This window comes from Rhizobium atlanticum, from assembly GCF_030182485.1.
GTDB lineage: Bacteria > Pseudomonadota > Alphaproteobacteria > Rhizobiales > Rhizobiaceae > Rhizobium.
Genome location: NZ_JAQJCJ010000013.1, coordinates 12,912 through 31,549, shown reverse-complemented (window position 1 = coordinate 31,549; position 18,638 = coordinate 12,912). Strand labels below are relative to the sequence as shown.

The 18,638-nt window shown below is 62.1% G+C and carries 17 protein-coding genes; 7 read left to right on the top strand and 10 right to left on the bottom strand.

The annotated features are described in order from the left end of the window. Nucleotides 1-18: 18 nt before the first annotated feature. Nucleotides 19-528: a GNAT family N-acetyltransferase gene (locus PH551_RS19170; protein WP_285194418.1), complete on the bottom strand. Its 510-nt coding sequence runs from the start codon at nt 526-528 to the stop codon at nt 19-21. Nucleotides 529-670: 142 nt separating this feature from the next. Between PH551_RS19170 and PH551_RS19165 the strand changes: the two genes are divergently transcribed. Beyond that, a complete protein-coding gene (locus PH551_RS19165) occupies nt 671-1,063 on the top strand; it encodes a VOC family protein (RefSeq protein WP_285194416.1) in 393 nt (130 codons plus the stop codon). Nucleotides 1,064-1,110: 47 nt separating this feature from the next. Here PH551_RS19165 and PH551_RS19160 read toward each other — a convergent pair whose 3' ends face one another. Next, on the bottom strand, nt 1,111-2,031 hold the full coding sequence (locus PH551_RS19160; RefSeq protein ID WP_183698295.1) for a helix-turn-helix domain-containing protein: 921 nt from the start codon (nt 2,029-2,031) through the stop codon (nt 1,111-1,113). 86 nt (nt 2,032-2,117) lie between these two features. Here PH551_RS19160 and PH551_RS19155 point away from each other — a divergent pair, with 86 nt between their 5' ends. From PH551_RS19155 to PH551_RS19135, 5 genes are all read left to right on the top strand, one after another. Next, the gene (locus tag PH551_RS19155; RefSeq protein ID WP_097599593.1) at nt 2,118-3,392 is read left to right on the top strand and encodes an extracellular solute-binding protein; all 1,275 of its coding nucleotides are present in this window, start codon (nt 2,118-2,120) and stop codon (nt 3,390-3,392) included. Nucleotides 3,393-3,478: 86 nt separating this feature from the next. Beyond that, the gene (locus tag PH551_RS19150; RefSeq protein ID WP_085781577.1) at nt 3,479-4,339 is read left to right on the top strand and encodes a carbohydrate ABC transporter permease; all 861 of its coding nucleotides are present in this window, start codon (nt 3,479-3,481) and stop codon (nt 4,337-4,339) included. Beyond that, complete coding sequence (locus tag PH551_RS19145; RefSeq protein ID WP_085781576.1) at nt 4,336-5,172, top strand: carbohydrate ABC transporter permease; 837 nt, start codon at nt 4,336-4,338, stop codon at nt 5,170-5,172. Before PH551_RS19150 ends, PH551_RS19145 begins: the two co-directional genes overlap by 4 nt. Before the next feature lie 25 nt (nt 5,173-5,197). Then, nucleotides 5,198-6,280: an ABC transporter ATP-binding protein gene (locus PH551_RS19140; RefSeq protein ID WP_285194414.1), complete on the top strand. Its 1,083-nt coding sequence runs from the start codon at nt 5,198-5,200 to the stop codon at nt 6,278-6,280. 36 nt (nt 6,281-6,316) lie between these two features. After that, a complete protein-coding gene (locus tag PH551_RS19135) occupies nt 6,317-8,320 on the top strand; it encodes an aldo/keto reductase (RefSeq protein ID WP_285194413.1) in 2,004 nt (667 codons plus the stop codon). A 46-nt stretch (nt 8,321-8,366) separates the two neighbouring features. Here the strand turns inward: PH551_RS19135 and cydX are convergent, their stop codons facing one another. From cydX to PH551_RS19100, 7 genes are all read right to left on the bottom strand, one after another. Beyond that, nucleotides 8,367-8,489, bottom strand: a complete 123-nt coding sequence (gene cydX, locus PH551_RS19130) for a cytochrome bd-I oxidase subunit CydX (protein ID WP_085781573.1) — start codon at nt 8,487-8,489, stop codon at nt 8,367-8,369. Between the two features lie 13 nt (nt 8,490-8,502). Continuing rightward, complete coding sequence (cydB, locus tag PH551_RS19125) at nt 8,503-9,657, bottom strand: cytochrome d ubiquinol oxidase subunit II (RefSeq protein WP_285194412.1); 1,155 nt, start codon at nt 9,655-9,657, stop codon at nt 8,503-8,505. A 6-nt stretch (nt 9,658-9,663) separates the two neighbouring features. Beyond that, the gene (locus PH551_RS19120) at nt 9,664-11,244 is read right to left on the bottom strand and encodes a cytochrome ubiquinol oxidase subunit I (protein WP_285194410.1); all 1,581 of its coding nucleotides are present in this window, start codon (nt 11,242-11,244) and stop codon (nt 9,664-9,666) included. A 77-nt stretch (nt 11,245-11,321) separates the two neighbouring features. Beyond that, the gene (locus tag PH551_RS19115; protein WP_285194408.1) at nt 11,322-13,013 is read right to left on the bottom strand and encodes an amino acid ABC transporter ATP-binding/permease protein; all 1,692 of its coding nucleotides are present in this window, start codon (nt 13,011-13,013) and stop codon (nt 11,322-11,324) included. Then, complete coding sequence (gene cydD, locus PH551_RS19110) at nt 13,010-14,737, bottom strand: thiol reductant ABC exporter subunit CydD (protein ID WP_285194406.1); 1,728 nt, start codon at nt 14,735-14,737, stop codon at nt 13,010-13,012. Before cydD ends, PH551_RS19115 begins: the two co-directional genes overlap by 4 nt. Before the next feature lie 4 nt (nt 14,738-14,741). Next, on the bottom strand, nt 14,742-15,320 hold the full coding sequence (locus tag PH551_RS19105; RefSeq protein ID WP_085781568.1) for a GbsR/MarR family transcriptional regulator: 579 nt from the start codon (nt 15,318-15,320) through the stop codon (nt 14,742-14,744). A 287-nt stretch (nt 15,321-15,607) separates the two neighbouring features. Then, the gene (locus tag PH551_RS19100) at nt 15,608-16,207 is read right to left on the bottom strand and encodes a HupE/UreJ family protein (protein WP_285194404.1); all 600 of its coding nucleotides are present in this window, start codon (nt 16,205-16,207) and stop codon (nt 15,608-15,610) included. Nucleotides 16,208-16,490: 283 nt separating this feature from the next. Between PH551_RS19100 and PH551_RS19095 the strand changes: the two genes are divergently transcribed. Then, nucleotides 16,491-17,522 (top strand): hydroxyacid dehydrogenase, encoded by a 1,032-nt coding sequence (locus PH551_RS19095; RefSeq protein ID WP_285194402.1) that lies wholly within the window; start codon nt 16,491-16,493, stop codon nt 17,520-17,522. Nucleotides 17,523-17,575: 53 nt separating this feature from the next. Here the strand turns inward: PH551_RS19095 and PH551_RS19090 are convergent, their stop codons facing one another. After that, nucleotides 17,576-18,589 (bottom strand): Tim44 domain-containing protein, encoded by a 1,014-nt coding sequence (locus PH551_RS19090; RefSeq protein WP_085781565.1) that lies wholly within the window; start codon nt 18,587-18,589, stop codon nt 17,576-17,578. Nucleotides 18,590-18,638 lie beyond the last annotated feature (49 nt).

The following is an 18,638-nucleotide window of genomic DNA, read 5'->3' as shown; positions in this document are numbered from 1 at the left end:
CAATTCCGACCTCGAAGGTCAAACGGTGGATGCCCGGCGGCGCTTGGCATCTACTCTGAAACGCTTCTTGATCCGATCGACCGGCGTTCCGTCCAAAAGCGGAACCTGGATAAGCCGGTCATAGGGCTGGAAGCCCATCTTTGTGTAATAGGCAAGACCGCCGACATTGTCGGCACGAATGGTCGCATTGATGAATTCAAGCCCGAGTTCCTCGGCTGCTGCCAGAGTCGCCGGAAAAAGGGCACTGCCGACCCCGGAAATTTTGGGGTTCATGCGGGCAAATGTTGCGATATCGGCATAACCTTTCGGCGGATCGCCATAGAGGCTCAACGACTGGAAGCCGGCAAGCGACCGATCATGCTCCGCGACATGACAGAGAAGGGAAAACTCGCCATCGATGAACCAATCCGCGAATTCCGCAGCCGTCAACGGCGTCTCGAGCGCGGTTGTTCCGCCGGCCAGAATGATTACGTTCAGGAGACTGCACAGCTCCTCCGCGTCGGCGGATACCGCCCTTCGAATATGCATATGGTTCTGACCCCGTTTTGACTCTGACCGTAGCGGCGACGTCCACAGAGCACAACCGACTGCCTCATCTGCTGCCGTCAACGCCCTTCGATCCTCCTTGAAATCCCTAGACCTTTTGCAATCCGAACCGAGAGAAGCACCCATGCTGAAATCCTTCGAACATGTCGGCATGACGGTCAGTGACATGGACCGCTCCGTCGATTTTTACTGCAGTCTGCTCGGCCTGCGCCTGCATCTGCGCAAGAGGATGGCCGATGGCGCCGAGATCGCCTTTCTCGGTGCCGGCGGCGGCATGCTGGAAATTTTCGCGCCGGCAGAAGGCGCGGCGAGGGCGGTCGACGTGCCGGACGGTGCGGCCGGCCTGCGCCACCTGACCTTCCTGTTCGAAAATGTCGAGGGGACCTTCGCTCGTCTGGAAAAGGCCGGCGTCGAGATCAAGGAGCGGCCGCGTCTGGCAATCAACACCGAGGTTCTGCACAAAGTCGCCTTCGTTCGTGATCCCGATGGCATCCAGATAGAGTTCGCCGAGAGGTAGCTCAGCGTTTGGAGCCGCCGATGACGGTCACCGAGGCGAAACATGCGTTAGTTGCGGAAGGCGCCGGCGGGCATCGTCGTCACCAGGCGGATGTCGCGACGGAAATCGGATGGCGACATGCCGGCGATGTGGCGGAAGGATTTGTTGAAGGCGCTGATCGAGCCGAAACCGCTGTCCATCGCCACCTGCAGAACATTGGCGCCTTCGCTCATCAGCATTGCCTGGGCGCGAGAGAGCCTGAGCAGCGTCACATATTTACTGAGCGTCATGCCTGTCGATCGCTTGAAAAGATTCATGGCATATTTCGGATGCAGATCCGCGGCGCGAGCGATATCGACCGAATCGATGTCCTGGAGGAAATTGGCGGCGATGAAATCGCACATGCGCGCGACGCTTCGCGAGGAGTTGGGATGCAGCTGATCGCCGTCCAGGCTGGCGGTCGTCTTCGATGTCGTCATCGAATAGGGTTCGAATGCGATACGCTCGATGCGCAGCAGCAATTCGTCCACGGCATGCTGGGCCTTGGCGGAATCACCGGAATTGGCATAGCGAAACCAGCGAGCGAAGTTTTCGTTATCAGCAGCGTCCGTTGCCGAGGTCAGCAACGTCTCACCTTTCATAAGACGACTGGAAATGCTGATCGGCAGGCGCAGCCGGAAGAAATAGACAAGCGGCAGGTGAGCACCGGCATAGAGCGAATCATCTGACGATTCGTCCATCTGATGCGGCTGCCCACCCCAAAACAGGCACATATCACCGGCGTTCAGCCGAAACGCGTGATCGTTCATGCGGTAATGCACACTTCCGCGCATGACATAGTTGATCTCGACCTGCGCGTGCCAGTGCGGCATGGCCATGACAGGCGGGTGCGCGTGAAACATCTGCAGTGCCGTCGGCGAACCCTCGATGCTGCTAGCGCCGGGCTGATAGATTGCGCGCGTGCCGACCTTACTTTCCGCCAAATCCATATTCCCTTTTTAGGAGACAGCCGCTCCCTTGCGGATAGTCTAACCGCGTTCGTGAAAGATCGGCAATTGAAAAGGGAGGATTTTCAATGCGCTTCAAACTTCTCGCTGCGACCGCAGCTGTCGCACTGCTTGCTTCCGGCTCGGCCTTCGCTGAGTCGGCCAATCTCACAATCTGGAGCTGGAATGTCGCCGCATCGGCGTTGAAATCCACGCTTCCCGGCTTCAACAAACAATTTCCCGATATCAAGGTCACCGTCGAAGATCTTGGAAACAGCCAGGTTTTCGACAAGACGCTCGCAGCCTGCGCTGCCGGCGGCGACGGCTTGCCCGACATTGTCAGCATCGAAAATTTCGAGGCTGAAATCTTCTGGAGCCGTTTTCCGGATTGCTTCGCCAATCTGAAGGAGCTCGGCTACACGGCCGATATCCAGGCGAAGTTCCCCGACTTCAAGCGCACCGAACTTGAGGTCGGCGATGTCGCCTATGCCATGCCGTGGGATTCCGGTCCCGTCGCCGTCTTCTACCGCCGCGACATGTACGAAAAGGCCGGCGTCGATCCGAGCACGATCAGCACCTGGGACGATTTCATCGCCGCCGGCAAGAAGATTTCTGCCGCCAATCCCGGCGTCGTCATGGCACAGGCCGATTTCAACGGCGACAGCGAATGGTTCCGCATGATCGCCAATGAACAGGGCTGCGGTTATTTCTCGACCGACGGCCAGAACATCACCATCAACCAGCCGGCCTGCGTCGCCGCGCTGCAGAAGGTGAAGGAGATGAAGGATGCAGGCACGCTGACCGCAGCCAACTGGGACGAGAAGATTCAGGCCAACACCGCCGGCAAGGCCGCAAGCCAGCTCTATGGCGGCTGGTATGAAGGCACGGTGCGCTCGACCTCACCCGATCTCAAGGGCAAGTGGGGGGTCTACAGAATGCCGAGCCTGACGGCCGACGGCCCGCATGCCGCCAATCTCGGCGGCTCGTCGCTCGCCATTTCAGCGACCTCCGCCAACAAGGAAGCCGCCTGGAAATTCGTCAATTACGCCCTCGGCACGAACGAGGGTCAGGTCACTATGCTGAAGGAATTCGGTCTGGTGCCGTCGCTGCTGTCTGCCGAGAAGGATCCTTTCGTCAACGAGCCGCAGCCCTATTGGGGCGGCCAGAAGGTCTGGGCCGACATTCTTGCGACCCTGCCGAAGATCGTGCCGAGCCGCGGCACCGCCTTCCAAAGTGATGCCGAAGGCATCTTCAAGGCAACGCAGGCGAAATTCTTCGCCGGCGGCTATCCCGATGCGAAGGCGGCTCTCGACGATGCCGCCAAGCAGATCGCTTCCGCAACCGGACTTCCGATCGCGCAATGAATGACGATGCCGGGCGCTTCCACGCCCGGCATTTCACCCGCCTGCAGCGCGGCCCGTCATTCATTCGTTCGTGAGGAGGAGGCTCGATGCCGTTCAGAACCCGGAGCGCCTATGCGTTCCTCGCCCCCTATCTGCTTGTTTTCGCCACCTTCTGGGTCTGGCCGATCATCGACTCGTTCCTGATTTCCTTTCAGAACACGCGCATCAATCCGTGGAAATACAGTTTCCAGGCCAATTGGGGCCGGCTCTTCTACGACCCTGCCTTCTATAACGCTCTCTACAACACGCTGATCATCCTGGTGATCCAGGTGCCTGTGATGATCGCGCTGGCGACCGTCATGGCCGTGCTGCTCAATTCGCCGCTTCTGAAAGCGCGCCCGCTTTTCCGTTTCGCCTTCTTTGCCCCCGTCGTCGTCGGCGAGGTCGCCTACGCAGCCGTGTTCCGGCTGATGTTCAGCCTTGATTTCGGCATCATCAACAAGATGATTTCAGCGGTCGGCTTCAGCCCGATCTCCTGGTTCGACAACGCCAATGCCGCGATGGCGGTGATCATCCTCGCCGTCACATGGCGCTGGGCCGGCTATAACGCCATCATCATCCTGGCCGGCCTGCAGGCCATCCCCGACGATGTCTACGAGGCCGCGACGCTCGACCGGGTGAGCAAGACACAGCAATTCTTCCACATCACCCTGCCGCTCTTGAAGCCGATCATCCTCTTCTGCGTCGTGCTCTCGGTGATCGGCACGATGCAGCTCTTTACCGAACCCTTCCTCATCACCAATCGTGGTGGTCCGGGCGGCGGCACCGAGACACTCGGCCTCTTCCTCTACCGCCAGGGTTTCACCTCGCTGAACTTCGGTTATGCCTCGGCGATCGCCTATACGATGGCAGCTCTCGCCGTGGTGATCTCCTTTTTCAATCTCTGGATCGGGAGGGACCCGAAATGAGATCCAAGTCGCAATCCCTTCTCGTCCGTCAGATCGCGCTGCACGCCGCACTGGCGCCGCTGGCGCTGATCTGGCTGTTTCCGCTGTGGATGATGTTCGTCTTCTCGACAATGCCCGACAACGGCATCTTCAATCCCGAGATCGTGCTGTGGCCTTCGACCAATTTCGTCGAGAATTTCAAGAACCTGCAGGCAGATACCGATTTCATCGGCGCGATGGTAATCTCTATCGGCGTGGCGCTTATCTATACCGTGCTCTCGGTGATGCTGACCTCGATGGCCGGCTGGGCGCTGGCGCGTTACCGTTTTGTCGGCCGGTCCGTTGTCATCGCCATCATCCTCGGCACGATCACGCTGCCCTTCTCCGTGGTGGTCATACCGCAATTCATCATGGTGGCGCGCGAGTTCAAGCTGGCGAACACCTGGGTGGCACTGATCGTGCCGCCGCTTTTCAATTCGCTCGGCGTCTTGTTCATGCGACAGTCCTTCTCGATGATGCCGGGCGAGCTCTTCGATGCGGCCCGCGTCGAGGGCGTCAAGGAATGGCAGATATTCCTGCGCATCGCCCTTCCGCTGGCGCGCCCGACCATGGCGGCATTGGCGATCATTCTCTTCCTGCATTCGTGGAACAATTACCTCTGGCCGCTGCTCATCAATTCCAGACCGGGGATGATGACGGCGCCGGTGGCATTGGGAACGCTGATCGGCCTCACCAAAGTGTCCTGGGGTGGCATCATGGCCGGCGCGGTGCTGCTGACTGCGCCGATCCTCGTCGTCTTCGTGGCGCTCCAGCGCCATTTCATCGCCGGCATCGCGGCCGGCGCAATCAAGTAATCGGGCAAGTAATCGGGGAAGCCGGATGGCAGAGCTTTCACTTACCAACATCGTCAAACGCTTCGGCGGCTTTGAGATCATCCATGGCGCCAATCTGGAGGTGAAGGACGGCGAATTCGTCGTCTTCGTCGGCCCTTCCGGCTGCGGCAAGTCCACGCTGCTGAGGATGATCGCCGGCCTCGAGGATATTACATCGGGCGAGCTTCGGATCGGAGGCAAGGTCGTCAACGACGTCGAGCCGGCAGATCGCGGCATCGCCATGGTCTTCCAGTCCTATGCGCTCTATCCGCATCTGACGGTCGAGGAGAACTTGAGTTTCGGCTTGCGCATGAACGGCAACCCGAAGGCCGATACCGAGCGGCGCGTGAGCCATGTCGCCGATATCCTGCAGATCACCGAACTGATGAAACGGCGGCCGAAGCAGCTTTCCGGCGGCCAACGCCAGCGCGTTGCCATCGGCCGTGCCATCGTTCGAGAGCCCGAAGTCTTCCTGTTCGACGAACCGCTATCGAACCTCGATGCCGAGCTGCGCGTGCAGATGCGCGTCGAGATCTCAAGGCTGCACAAACAGCTCGGCACGACGATGATCTATGTCACCCACGACCAGACCGAGGCAATGACGCTTGCCGACCGCATCGTCGTGCTGCGCGCCGGCAATATCGAGCAGATCGGCGCACCGCTCGACCTCTATGACGACCCGGCCAACCAGTTCGTCGCTGGCTTCGTCGGCTCGCCGAAGATGAATTTCCTGAAAGCCGCGGTCGTCGAGGCGCGGCCGGGCCGGGCGGTTATCGCGCTGGAGAGCAATCCGGAGACGCGCCTGCCGCTGTGCATCGCCGATCCCATCGAAACCGGCGCGAAAGTGACCCTCGGCATCCGGCCCGAACATTTCGTCGATGGGAGTGCTGGCGATACCGATCTTACCGTTGCCATCGATGTCGCCGAACACCTCGGCAATACCAGCTACATCTATGCCGCCGTCGGCGACGAACAACTGATCATCGAGCGGCCTGAATCGCGCACATCAGGCAATCGAGAGACGCTGACCGTCGGCCTTCCCGCCAACCGCACATTCCTTTTCGACGGCGCCGGCAAACGGCTCCGCTGAACCAATCCCAAGGCAGAAAGACGAAAGAGGATTTCCATGACTTCCGATCAACCGATCCGCTGGGGCATCATCGGCCCCGGCACCATCGCTCGCACCTTTGCCGATGGCGTTGCCCATTCGCGCACCGGCAAACTGGTCGCAATTGCCACCCGCAATCCTTCCAAGCCAGGACTTGCCGAAAACTTCCCAGGCGCCCGCATCGTCGATGGTTACGAGGCGCTGCTTTCCGACCCCGAGGTCGATGCCGTCTATATTTCCGTGCCCCATACCGGCCATGCCGAATGGGCGATCAAGGCGGCGCGCGCCGGCAAGCACATCCTTGTGGAAAAGCCGATCGCGCTTTCGGCCTATGATGCCGAAGCCGTTTACTACGAAGCCAAGAAAGCCGGGGTCTTTGCGGGCGAAGCTTTCATGTACCGGGTGCATCCGCAGACGGAAAAGCTGGTTCAGCTCATCAAGAGCGGCGTCATCGGCACAATCCGCATCATCCGCTCGAGTTTTGGCTTCAACATGGGCAGCTATAAGCCGGAGCATCGGCTTTTCGCCAATGATACTGCCGGCGGCGGCATTCTCGACGTCGGCGGTTATCCTGTTTCTATGGCACGATTGATCGCCGGCGCCGCGGAGGGCAAGGCCTTCCTCGAACCGGAAAAGGTGTCGGGCGTCGCCCATCTTGGAGAGAGCGGCGTCGACGAATGGGCGTCGGCCGTGCTCAAGTTCCCGAACGAGATCATCGCCGAAGTCTCCTGCTCGATCATGGCGCAGCAGGACAATGTGCTGCGCATCATCGGCTCCGAGGGCCGGATCGAGGTCGCTGACTTCTGGTTCGCCTCCGGCCACAAGGGCGGCGTCGGCAAGATTGAAGTCTTCAAGGGCGGCAGCCGAGAAACGATCGAAGTCCGGGAAGAGCGCTGGCTCTATTCCTTCGAGGCGGATGCCGCGGGCGATGCGATCCGGGCCGGCAGGACCGAGTTCAGCACTCCCGGCATGAGCTGGACCGATTCGATCGCAAACCTGCGCGTGCTCGACCAGTGGCGGGCCTCGGTCGGTCTCGAATATGGCGTCGAGAAGGCCATCAAACGCACGTCCAATATATCAGGCGGCGCGGTCACGCGCGGCAACAGCATTCCGCAGCGACAGATTCCAGGCATCTCGAAGCCCGCTTCGGTCGTGACCCTCGGCTTCGAGTTCTTCCCGAACTTCGCCGCCGCCTCGCTGACGCTCGATGCTTTCTACGAGGCGGGCGGCAACGCCTTCGACACGGCCTTTGTCTATGGCGGCGGCAAAACGGAGGCAATCTTCGGCGACTGGCACACCAGCCGCAAGGTGCCGCGCGAGGAGATCGTGCTGATCGGCAAGGGCGCGCACTCGCCGCTCTGCTACCCGGACATGATCGCAAAGCAGCTCGACCAGTCGCTCGCCCGGCTGAAGACCGACTATGTCGACATCTATTTCATGCATCGCGACAACACCGATATACCCGTCGGCGAGTTCGTGGATGCCATGGATGCCGAGGTCAAACGCGGCCGTATCCGCGGCATCTTCGGCGGTTCGAACTGGACGCGGGCGCGTTTCGACGAGGCGATCGCCTACGCCGACAAGACCGGCAAGGCGGCGCCGGCAGCGCTTTCCAACAATTTCTCGCTCGCCGAGATGCTCGATCCGATCTGGGCCGGCTGCGTCGCCGCCTCCGACGACGATTGGAAGACGTGGCTGAACGAGAAGCAGATTCCGAATTTCGCCTGGTCCAGCCAGGGCCGCGGCTTCTTTACCGACCGCGCCGGCCGCGACAAGAAGGATGATGAGGAGATCGTTCGCGTCTGGTATTCCGAGCGCAATTTCGGACGCCGCGACCGCGCCATCGAGCTTGCTGGCAAGCTCGGCCGCAGCCCGATCCATATCGCGCTCGCCTATGTCATCGCCCAGCCTTTCCCCGTCATTCCATTGATCGGGCCGCGCACGATTGCCGAATTGGAGGACAGCCTCTCGGCTCTCGACATCAAGCTGACGCCCGATCAGGTGAAGTGGCTGGAAGGCTGATGAACGAGGGGAGGGGCGCGGCTTCGGACCGCGCCCCTTTCCATGTCTACTTCTGCGCCTCTGACGCCTTCTTTCTGGCGGCATCGTCCATCAGCTCGTACCACATGGCGTTGAGGACGGCGAAGGCGGCTGCCAACGGCAGGCCGAGGATCCATGCGAAATACCACATCGTTTCGTCTCCCTCAGTAAGCGTGACTGTTCTTGTCGGTGACGGACTTCTCGTCGACCTTGCCCCACAAAACCTTGTAGACCCAGGCGGTGTAGGCAAAGATGATCGGCAGGAAAATTACCGACACCACGAGCATGATGAACAGCGTCATATGGCTGGAGGATGCATCCCAGACCGTCAGGCTCGATCGCGGATCGAGCGAGGAGGGCAGGATGAACGGGAACATCGAGAGACCGACCGTCGAAATGATGCCAAAGATCGCGACTTTGCTGAAGAGCAGCGTCATCACCTCGCGCCTTGCCCGCATGGCGATGAAGGCCAATGCCGCGCCGGCAAAGCCTAGGACGGGCGCAATGATCATCCACGAATGGGCGTCGTAATTGCCAAGCCACGCTCCTTTCTCGCTCGCCACGGTCTTCAGCAGCGGGTTGGACGGCCCAATCGGGCTGATATCGCTGGTGATGCGATAGCCGCCGACGCCGATCCACAGGAAAAGACCGCCGAGGGCAAAGAGCACGATGGCGGAAAGGGCGGCGATGCTGCCATAATTCCTGGCCCGTTCCGCAACCGGTCCGCTCGCCTTCAAGACCAGCCAGGCCGCACCATGCATCGTCAGCATGGCGACGGAGAGCAGGCCGCAAAGCAATGCATAGGGGTTGAGCAAGGCGAAGAACGAGCCTTCGTAGAAGATGCGCATATCATCAGCAAACCGAAAAGGCACGCCTTGCAGCACGTTGCCGACGGCAACGCCGAAGATCAGCGCCGGCACGAAGCCGCCGATGAAGAGCGCCCAGTCCCAGCCGTTGCGCCAGCGCGAACTGTCCCGCTTTGACCGATACTTGAAACCCACCGGACGAAGAACGAGCGCTAGGAGGATCGCAAACATCGCGAGATAAAAGCCCGAGAAGGAGACTGCATAAAGCGGCGGCCATGCGGCGAAGATGGCGCCGCCACCGAGGATCAGCCAGACCTGGTTGCCTTCCCAGGTGGCGCCGATCGTGTTGATCGCCACGCGCCGTTCCGTATCGGTCCTGGCGACGAAAGGCAGCAGCGTGCCGACGCCAAGGTCGAAGCCACCTGTCGTCGCAAAGGCGATCAGCAGCACGCCGAGCAGCAGCCACCAGATGACGCGCAGGGTTTCATAATCGATGAGTTCGTGAAGGATCATGGCAGGTCACTCCGCGGCCGGGACGAGGGTTTCGGAAATCAGGACGGCTTCCGGCTCGTCGTCCGGCTCCGGTCCCTGGCGGATCGCCTTGATCATCAGCCTCATCTCGATGACGATCAGCACCGTGTAAAGCGCGGCAAAACCGATGATCGTCAAAAGCACGGTGCCTGCGCCGAGGCTGGAGACGGCCGCCGCCGTCGGCAGCACGCCTTCGATCACCCAGGGCTGGCGGCCAAATTCGGCGACCACCCAGCCAAGCTCGATGGCGACCCAGGGGAGGGGAATCGCTAGAACGCCAATCCTCAGAAGCAGCGGATACTTGTCGAGGTGGCGCCGCGCCGACAGCCAGAAAAAGGTTGATGTCAGCAGGATGAAGAAGATGCCGAGGCCGACCATGATGCGGAAGGACCAGAAGAGCGTCGGCACGTGCGGGATGGTATCGCGCGCCGCCTGAGCGATTTGCGCGTCGGTCGCCTGACGCGGATCGTCGACGTAGCGCTTCAGAAGAAGCGCGTAACCGAGATCATGGCCGAGATCCTCGAAAGAGCTGCGCACTTCCTGGGCCACCTGATCCTGGGCGGGTGCGGCGCGGATCTGCATCAGCGCATCGTAAGCCTTGATGCCGTCGCGGATGCGGGTTTCGGCCTGCTGTTCGAGCTTGTCGATACCGGGAATCTCTGTTGTCAGCGACCGCGTGCCGATCAGGCCCATGACCCAGGGGATATGCACGGCGAAATGTGTTTCACGCGCATCCTGGTCGGGGAAACCGAAGGCGGTGAAGGCGGCCGGAGCCGGCTCGGTCTTCCACATGCCTTCGATGGCGGCAAGCTTCATCTTCTGGTTCTCGGTCGCGAGATAACCGCTCTCGTCGCCAAGCACGACGACTGACAGCGCCGAGGCGAGGCCGAAGGATGCCGCCACCGTCATCGAGCGCTTGGCCAGTTCGATGTGCCGGCCCTTGATCACATACCAGGCCGAGACGCCGAGCACGAAGATCGAAGCGCAGACGTAACCCGCCGACACCGTATGGACGAATTTCGCCTGGGCGACCGGGTTGAAGACGACGTCGAAGAAGCTTGTGATCTCCATGCGCATCGTCTGCGGATTGAGCGCCGATCCCACCGGGTTCTGCATCCAGCCGTTGGCGATGAGGATCCAGAGTGCGGAGAAATTCGAGCCGAGCGCCACCGCCCATGTGGCGACGAGGTGGCCGACCTTCGACAGCTTGTCCCAGCCGAAGAAGAACAGTCCGACGAAGGTCGCCTCGAGGAAGAAGGCCATCAGGCCCTCGATCGCGAGCGGCGCGCCGAAGATGTCGCCGACATAGTAACTGTAATAGCTCCAGTTCATGCCGAACTGGAATTCCATGACGATACCGGTGGCCACGCCGAGCACGAAATTGATGCCGAACAGCGTGCCCCAGAATTTCGTCATCTGCCGCCAGATCTGGCGGCCGGTCATGACATAGACGGTTTCCATGATTGCCAGCAGCACGGACAGGCCGAGCGTCAGCGGCACGAACAGGAAGTGGTAAAGCGCCGTCAGCGCGAATTGGAAGCGCGATAGCGCGACGATGTCTAATTCCATTGTCTTTCTCCCACGGTCCCACGGGGTACGGAGCGTTCCTCAGCGCCGGCTGGCGCCTGAGGGCATGCGGGTCTGGCTCAATCCGGCCGAAGCCGGTCGAGCGCCTTTTCGAACGCCGCCTCTCCGCGGCGCGAAATCTCTGAAATGCGGCCGCCTTCGATGACCGCGACGCAGTCTGCAATCGCGGCCTCGCGGCGGATATGGGTCGCGATGACAAGCGAGCGGCCCGCTGCCATCGCCGACAGGCGCTGGAGCACATCGCGGGCGGTGGCGCCGTCGAGGCCTTCGGTCGGCTCGTCTAGCAGCCAGAGCGGCGTATCGCGCAGGAAAAGTCGGGCAAGCGCCAGCCGGCGCGATTGGCCGCCGGAAAGGCCGAGGCCGCCTTCGCCGAGCCGCGTCTCAAGCCCTTGCGGCATGGCATCGACATCGGCCAGCAGGCCGGCGGCGGCAAGCGCATCGTGCAGATGGGCCTTGCTCGCATCCGGATCGGCAAGAAGCAGATTGCCGCGCAGACTATCCTCGAAGAGTTCCGTCCGTTGCGTCAGCAGGGTCGCCGTCACTGCGGCGACGCTTCCCGACCTCGCCGGCAATTCGCCGGAAAGCAGAGCCAGCAGGCTTGATTTGCCCGCGCCGCTCGCGCCGATGACTGCCAGCCGTTCGCCCTGCCGTAGCGCGAGCTTGATGCTCTCAAGAGCAGGCACCGCGGAATTTTCATGGAAGGCGGACGCGCCAGCAAGTGCAAAGGCATATCCGGGCATCGGTAGCGCCAATGGCTCCGTTGCCGCCGCGGCGGCAAGCCTTGGCGAGATGCGTCTCGCTGCCAGCAGCGTCCGGCCGAGTTCCAGGGCGCCGCGACGCAGCGCCGCGAAGGGTTCGACGGCCGCCAAGGCGACGAGCAGGCCGAGGGCCGCGACAGGCGCGGTGATCGCCTTCGTCTCTCCAAGCGCCGCCACGGCAAGCAACGAAGCCGTCAGCAGCAAGGCCGAGACGAGGCCGAAGCCGAAGATCAGACCGGTTTCGACGCGATTCAGCCCGTCATCGGCATGAGCGGCATAGCTGTCGGCAGCAGCAATCGCGCTCCTCTGGGCCTCAAGCCGGCCGGCCATCAGCAGGTCGGTCTGGCCGGCGACGAGATCGATCATCCGCGAGCGCAGTGCCTCGATGCCATGGGCGCGCCGGCGGGCATGCTTGCGCGCCGCGCGGCCGCCGATCCATGGCAGGCCGAGGCCGGCGCCGGCGAGAAAGAGGCCGAAGGATAGGCCGAACAAGGGATGCATCAGCCCCAGCACCACGATCGCAGCCAGTGCTGCGCCGATTGCGACGGCGGCCGGCACGAGAATGCGGAGATAAAGGGAATCGAGCGCATCGATATCGGCCGTCAGCCGGAAGAGCAACCGCGCGGGGCGGCGCAAGAGAGCCCGGGCGGCACCCGGTTCGGCAAAGCCGCGAAACAGCCTCTCGCGGATCGCGGCGAGCACACCGAGCGTCGCCTCATGGGTGGCAAGTCTTTCACCGTAGCGAGCCGCTGTCCTGATGATGGCGAGCAGGCGAATGGCGGCAGCCGGCGCAAAGACGTCGAAGGTCATGGCAGCCGCGGCCGAAAGGCCGGCAAGCGAGGTGGCTGTGATGAACCAACCGGACAGGCCCAGCAGTGCAATGCCCGCCGTCACCGTCGCTGCCGAAAGCGCAGCACCGAGCAGCAGCGCGCGCCGGCGCTCGGCAAAGAACAGAATGAGGATCGGTCTGATGTCTGCAACAAGGAAACTCATTCGGCCGCCTCCCTCATGACGAAAGCGGCGTCGACGCGGACAGTTCGCTGCATGCGAGCGGCAAGCTGCGGATCGTGTGTCGCAACGACGAGGGTACGGCCCCGTGCGAGCGCAAGCAGGCTCTCTGCCACATCAGCCGCGGTGGCGGCGTCGAGATGGGCGGTCGGCTCGTCGGCCAGAATGATCTTCAGATGCGGATTGCAGGCCGCGCGCGCGATCGCAAGCCGCAGCGCCTCGCCGCCGGAAAGCCCGATCCCGCCTTCTCCGAGCGGCCGGCTGCCATAGGCCTCGGCCACCTTTCCGAGGCTGGCGGCATCGAGCGCGTCCGCCACATTGCCGCGTGAGATGCCGGGCCTTCCGAGCGCAATGTTGGCCGCGACGGTGCCGGCAAAGATATGCGGCTTCTGGCCGATCCATGCCATCGCACCCCTTAGGCTGGCGGCAGTTTCATCCCGAAGCTCGATGCCGCCGATGACTATGCTGCCGCCACATGGCGCCAGCCCTGATATCAGCGAAAGAAGCGTCGACTTGCCGCAACCGCTGGCGCCGAGCAGCGCCAGATGTTCACCGGCAGCGATTTTTAGGTTGAAGCCGTCGAGGACAAGCGGCTCGTCGGCGCCGTAACGGAAGGCAAGATTTTCGAGGTAGATGTCAGGAGCCTCGCCGCCAGCGGTTAACACTGCCTCAGCCGCCCCGGGGATCGGCAAAGCATCGGCAGCAAGCGCATCCAGGGCTTTCAGCGCCGCTTCACCGGCCGCCCGGTCATGCCAGACGGCCGAGAGTTCGCGCAGCGGCTCGAAGAAGGCGGGCGCGAGCAGCAGGATGAACAAGCCTTCTTGCAGATCGAGCCCGCCTGACCAGGTTCCGAAGCGGATTTCGCCGAGCAGGCTGAAGCCGACATAGACGGCTATCATCGCTACGCCGAGTGCTGCGAAAAGCTCGAGCACAGCCGAGGACAGAAAGGCGATTTTCAGCACGGACATGGTGCGCGCGCGCAGCAATTCCGCCTCGTGACGCAGCCGCCCGGCCGTTGCATCGACTGCGTCGAGCGCGCGGATCGTCGTCAGTCCGCGCAGCCGATCGAGCAGGAAGCCGTTGAGACCGCCGGTTGCGACAAGCTGTCTTTCGCTTGCCGCTTGGGCGCGCCAACCGATCAGCGCCATGAAGATGGGGATCAGCGGCGCGGCAAGCAGCAGGACCAGAGCGGCGACCCAGGAGACCGGCATGATAAAGACAAGGATGACGAACGGCACAAGGCTCGCCTTGATGCGTGCCGGCTGGAAGCGCGCGAGATAGGGCACGATGAGTTCGGCCTGTTCGCCGATGACGCTTGCGGCTTTGCCTGATGCCGGCCGGCCGCGGTCGGTCGGCGACGATTGGGAAAGGGCAGCGACAGCGAGTTGGCGCTTGCGAGTGAGTTCCGTGCGTGCGGCGCGGAAGGCCAGACGGCCTCCAGCCGCCTCCAGACAGCTTCTTATCAATCCAAGGGCGAGGATGCCGAAGGCCAGCCAAAGCACGTCGTGCAGCCCGCCGCCATCGGCAATACGATCGACCGACACGGCCAGCAATCCCGCCTGCGGGATCCAGAAGGCGGCGGCCAGCGCCTGCAGCATCGCCGCATTGCGCAACTGGCCTTTTCCCGCGTCGGCGTGCGGCGATAGCGGCTCGCAATTGCGCGGCCGGATTTCCACTTCGTTTGTCGCGTCGAAGAAAGCAGTGCCCATGGCGCTAACTCTTGTTCGCAGGATTCGGCCGGCGGGCTCGGCCGAGCGAGACGACCCGGTCCTTGGCCTCCAGAAGCTTTGTCACTTTCGCGCCAAGCGAGAGTAACGTTGCGAGCCTTTCCGTTTCAAGTTGTTTCACATCTTCATACCAATGGGTCAGTTGTTCGATCAGCGTGTGCATCTCGCCCATGCGCTCCTGGGCATAGCGCTCGGCTTCGCTGGCAGGGCGCTGCATCAGGATCTCGCGCAGAACCGACAGCGTCGGATCGACTTCCCGCTTCTTTCGCTCCTCGGCGAGCGTCCGCAATATCTGCCAGACATCATCCGGCGTGGTGAAGAAATCGCGGCGGTCATCCGGCTTGTGCTTGAGCAGGACGAGGTTCCAGGCCTGCAATTCACGCAGGCTCATCGATACGTTGGACCGCGAGATGCCGAGAGAATCGGCGATCTCTTCCGCGCAAAGCGGTGCAGGGGAGACGAAGAGCAGGGCGTAGATCTGGCCGACTGTGCGGTTGATCCCCCAGCGCGAGCCCATTTCGCCGAAATGGAGAACAAAGGACTGGACAAGAGGCGGAAGATTCATGGTCGTTTCCGTGGCGTCTGTGATTTCAGAAATTTCTGAAACTACTATACAGACTTTCGGACCCGGCCGACAATCTGCAAGACGGCCCTGCGTCAATTTGGATGCCCGTCGGTTCGTTGATCGTGCACCATATATAGCCTGCCCCGGCGCCGATGGATTTGACTTAAATCAAGTCTGTAGCAATTTGCGAGGCGACGAAAAAACGCCCGGCAAGGTGTTACCGGGCGTTTGGTGACTGCGATATCAGGTGCGGCCGCCCCTGCGGGGCCGGCTGGGATGCGTCAGGCTCAGATCAAGCCGGACAGGAGGCTGACGCCGGCGAGGGCAGCAATGCTGCCGGCCGTGCGCGTCACCAACACGCCTTGACGTTTGCCGGCGTGCCCGACGGCGTAGCCAAGCGCGAGGCCAGCGGCGTGCAACAGTGCCGTGGCGACCATGAAACCAGCGGCATAGGCGCCGCCAGCAGCATTTTCCGGCATTTCAGCGCCGTGCGCATGACCGTGGAAAATGGCGAAAATGCCGATGATACCGGCCGCTGCGGCGAGCGGCGCCTTGACATTGAACGCCACAACGGCGCCAAGCACGACGACTGAAAGCGCGATACCAGTTTCAACAAAGGGAACATTGATACCTGAGACGCCAAGGAGACCGCCGAGTGCCATCACCAGAACGAAGGTCGTCGGCACAAGCCATACGGCGCGGCCGCCGAGCTGAAAGGCGAAAATGCCGACCATCACCATGGCGAGAATATGATCGAGGCCGGATATCGGATGGGCAAAGCCATGGCTGAAACCCGCCGCTTCGCCGATCGCGGGATGGGCGGAGGCGACGGCAGGAAGCGCGATGGCGGCCAAAGCCAGCAAGCTGCTCTTGAATGCTGATTTCATTGCTCGATCCCCTCTTAAGTTCTCCGGTATGCGGCGGCGGCCAGCACGAGCACGGTTCAAAGACGTGCGCGCAGGCTAGTTCAAGGAATTTACGTCGTCAACGAAAACTCTAAGAAATAGCAAGGCGATTCAATTGCTTATCTGATAGGCAAATGCCGCTTTCGACAGCGATCGCCGCTTCCACGCGATGTAGCGAAGCATCACGAACTGGAAAGCGTTTCGCACAGAAGCTATCAATCGAAGAGCCGAGGCGGCGCCTACCGCCGCGATGGAGGAGATGTCCATGACGAATGCCGAACGACCGCTGGCGATCAGCGCGCCCGAGCCGCGCACGCTCGACCTGATCTTCAGCGACAAGGCGCGCACCGAACTGCATGCGAAATACGAGATCGTCGAAGCCGATCCGGAGAATATCGCCGGTCTCGGCGACGAAATCCTCGGCCGGGCCCGCTACATCATCGGTCAGCCGCCGCTTTCGGCCGAAACGCTCGCCAGAATGCCGGCTCTGCGCTCGATCCTCAACGTCGAAAGCAATCTTCTGAACAACATGCCCTATGACCTGCTCTTCGAGCGCGGTATCCATGTCGTGACGACAGGCCAGGTCTTTGCCGAGCCGGTCGCCGAAATCGGGCTCGGCTTTGCGCTCGCACTGGCGCGCGGGATCATCGATGCGGACGTCGCCTTTCGCGAAGGCAGCGAGCTTTGGGGCGGGGAGGGCAATGCAGGTGCGCGGCTGATCGCCGGTTCCGAGATCGGCATCGTCGGCTTCGGCGATCTCGGCAAGGCGCTGCGCCGGGTCCTTTCCGGCTTCAGAGCGCGCATCAGGGTGTTCGATCCCTGGCTGCCACGCTCGATCCTCGAGGAAAACGGCGTCGAACCTGCGAGCCTTGAAGATGTGCTGACGAAGAGCGATTTCGTCTTCGTCGTCGCGGCCGTCACCAGTGAAAACAAGGGTTTTCTTGGCGCTGACGCCTTTGCAAGCATGCGCAGGAGCGCCGCCTTCATCCTGCTCAGCCGCGCCGACGTCGTCGATTTCGATGCGCTGATGGCGGCCGTGGCGTCCGGCCATATCCTTGCGGCGAGCGACGTCTACCCCGAGGAGCCACTGCCGTCTGATCATCCGGTACGCAGCCTGAAAGGCTTCATCCGCTCGGCGCACCGGGCCGGAGCGCTCGACAGCGCCTTCAAGAAGATGGGCGACATGGTACTGGAAGACATGGACCTGATGGATCGCGGTCTGCCGCCGATGCGCTGCAAGCGGGCCGAACGCGAGACCGTCTCCCGCATACGCTCCAAGCCGGTGGCAGTGAATTAGAAATGCCGCCCAAGCTGGTTGTCAGCTTGGTGGCATCCATAGCGGCTGGTTTTTTAGGCGGCGCGCTGGCCGGTGCCCTGAATCGCAGCGAGCTTCCAATCCGCGCCCGGCTTGCGCACGAAGGTCCAGATTTCGATGCTTTCACTCGGACGGCGGTCGTCGCCGGAAACGACACGACCGCTGTCGCGTTCGACCATGGCATCGATGGAGGAATAACGCATGGCAAGCGTCGCATATTCCTGGCCGTTCTCGCGCCAGGCCTCGGCAATATCGCCCTGCAGCAGCCTGACGTCGGAGACACGATTGCGCACGCCGTTGGTGGCGTTTTCTCCCAGTTCCTCGGCCAGGTAGGACATGGCCTCGGGCGTCGTTAGCCGGCGCAACGTGCTGTAGTCTTCGGCGCCGTAAGCGGTCTGCACCTTAGTCAGCAACTCCTCGAACTGGTCGAGATCCGACTGGGTCAGCCCGATCTCGTCGCTCGGGTGATCGCGGCGCGACTGCCCGCCGTAACCGGCGCCCGAGCCGATCGCCGGAATCTGGAACGACGAATTGTTCGTGGGCGCCATGTTGAAGGACTGGCCGGCGGACCGGCTCTGGCCGCCGATGCCGTAAGAGGGCTGGCGGCGGTTGGCGAAATAGCGCATGGCGAACATGATGGCGCCGCCGATCAAGGCAATCTGCAGCAGCATGCCGAGGAAGCCGAAGCCGCCGCCGAAACCATGGCCGAGCAGCATGCCGAGAAGGCCGCCGGCGATCAGGCCGCCGATCATCGACCGGCCGAAGCCATTGAAGAAACCCGGGCGCTGCTGGGCGTAGCCGGGCTGCTGCGTGCCATAGGGGGCGGTCGTTTGCGGGCGCGGCGTCATCGAGCGTTCAATGGGGGCAGCCGGGGCAGGCGCCGTGCGGGTAACCGGAGGCGCGCTGAAAGTACGGGTGCCACGGCTTCCGAACCCGCCGAAGCCGCCGGCGCGGCGCGCATCGGCATCGCTGATCGTGGCAAAAACGGTAGCGCTCGTCAGTACGGCAATGGCCGCCATCTTGGCAAAACGCGAAACGGTACTCGGCATTCCTGGTCTCCTGTCATGCACAATCACGGCATGTCGGGATAGAATATAG

Bases quoted from the DNA above. Each gene is read 5' to 3' on its own strand.
- PH551_RS19155 (WP_097599593.1), top strand. From the start codon at position 2,118: ATGCGCTTCAAACTTCTCGCTGCGACCGCAGCTGTCGCACTGCTTGCT.
- PH551_RS19100 (WP_285194404.1), bottom strand. From the start codon at position 16,207: ATGAAATCAGCATTCAAGAGCAGCTTGCTGGCTTTGGCCGCCATCGCG.
- cydX (WP_085781573.1), bottom strand. From the start codon at position 8,489: ATGTGGTATTTCGCATGGATCCTCGGCCTGCCGTTGGCAGCCGCCTTC.
- PH551_RS19160 (WP_183698295.1), bottom strand. From the start codon at position 2,031: ATGGATTTGGCGGAAAGTAAGGTCGGCACGCGCGCAATCTATCAGCCC.
- PH551_RS19120 (WP_285194410.1), bottom strand. From the start codon at position 11,244: ATGGAATTAGACATCGTCGCGCTATCGCGCTTCCAATTCGCGCTGACG.
- PH551_RS19140 (WP_285194414.1), top strand. From the start codon at position 5,198: ATGGCAGAGCTTTCACTTACCAACATCGTCAAACGCTTCGGCGGCTTT.
- PH551_RS19105 (WP_085781568.1), bottom strand. From the start codon at position 15,320: ATGAATCTTCCGCCTCTTGTCCAGTCCTTTGTTCTCCATTTCGGCGAA.
- PH551_RS19150 (WP_085781577.1), top strand. From the start codon at position 3,479: ATGCCGTTCAGAACCCGGAGCGCCTATGCGTTCCTCGCCCCCTATCTG.
- cydD (WP_285194406.1), bottom strand. From the start codon at position 14,737: ATGGGCACTGCTTTCTTCGACGCGACAAACGAAGTGGAAATCCGGCCG.
- PH551_RS19135 (WP_285194413.1), top strand. From the start codon at position 6,317: ATGACTTCCGATCAACCGATCCGCTGGGGCATCATCGGCCCCGGCACC.
- PH551_RS19170 (WP_285194418.1), bottom strand. From the start codon at position 528: ATGCATATTCGAAGGGCGGTATCCGCCGACGCGGAGGAGCTGTGCAGT.
- PH551_RS19095 (WP_285194402.1), top strand. From the start codon at position 16,491: ATGACGAATGCCGAACGACCGCTGGCGATCAGCGCGCCCGAGCCGCGC.
- PH551_RS19115 (WP_285194408.1), bottom strand. From the start codon at position 13,013: ATGAGTTTCCTTGTTGCAGACATCAGACCGATCCTCATTCTGTTCTTT.
- PH551_RS19145 (WP_085781576.1), top strand. From the start codon at position 4,336: ATGAGATCCAAGTCGCAATCCCTTCTCGTCCGTCAGATCGCGCTGCAC.
- PH551_RS19090 (WP_085781565.1), bottom strand. From the start codon at position 18,589: ATGCCGAGTACCGTTTCGCGTTTTGCCAAGATGGCGGCCATTGCCGTA.
- cydB (WP_285194412.1), bottom strand. From the start codon at position 9,657: ATGATCCTTCACGAACTCATCGATTATGAAACCCTGCGCGTCATCTGG.
- PH551_RS19165 (WP_285194416.1), top strand. From the start codon at position 671: ATGCTGAAATCCTTCGAACATGTCGGCATGACGGTCAGTGACATGGAC.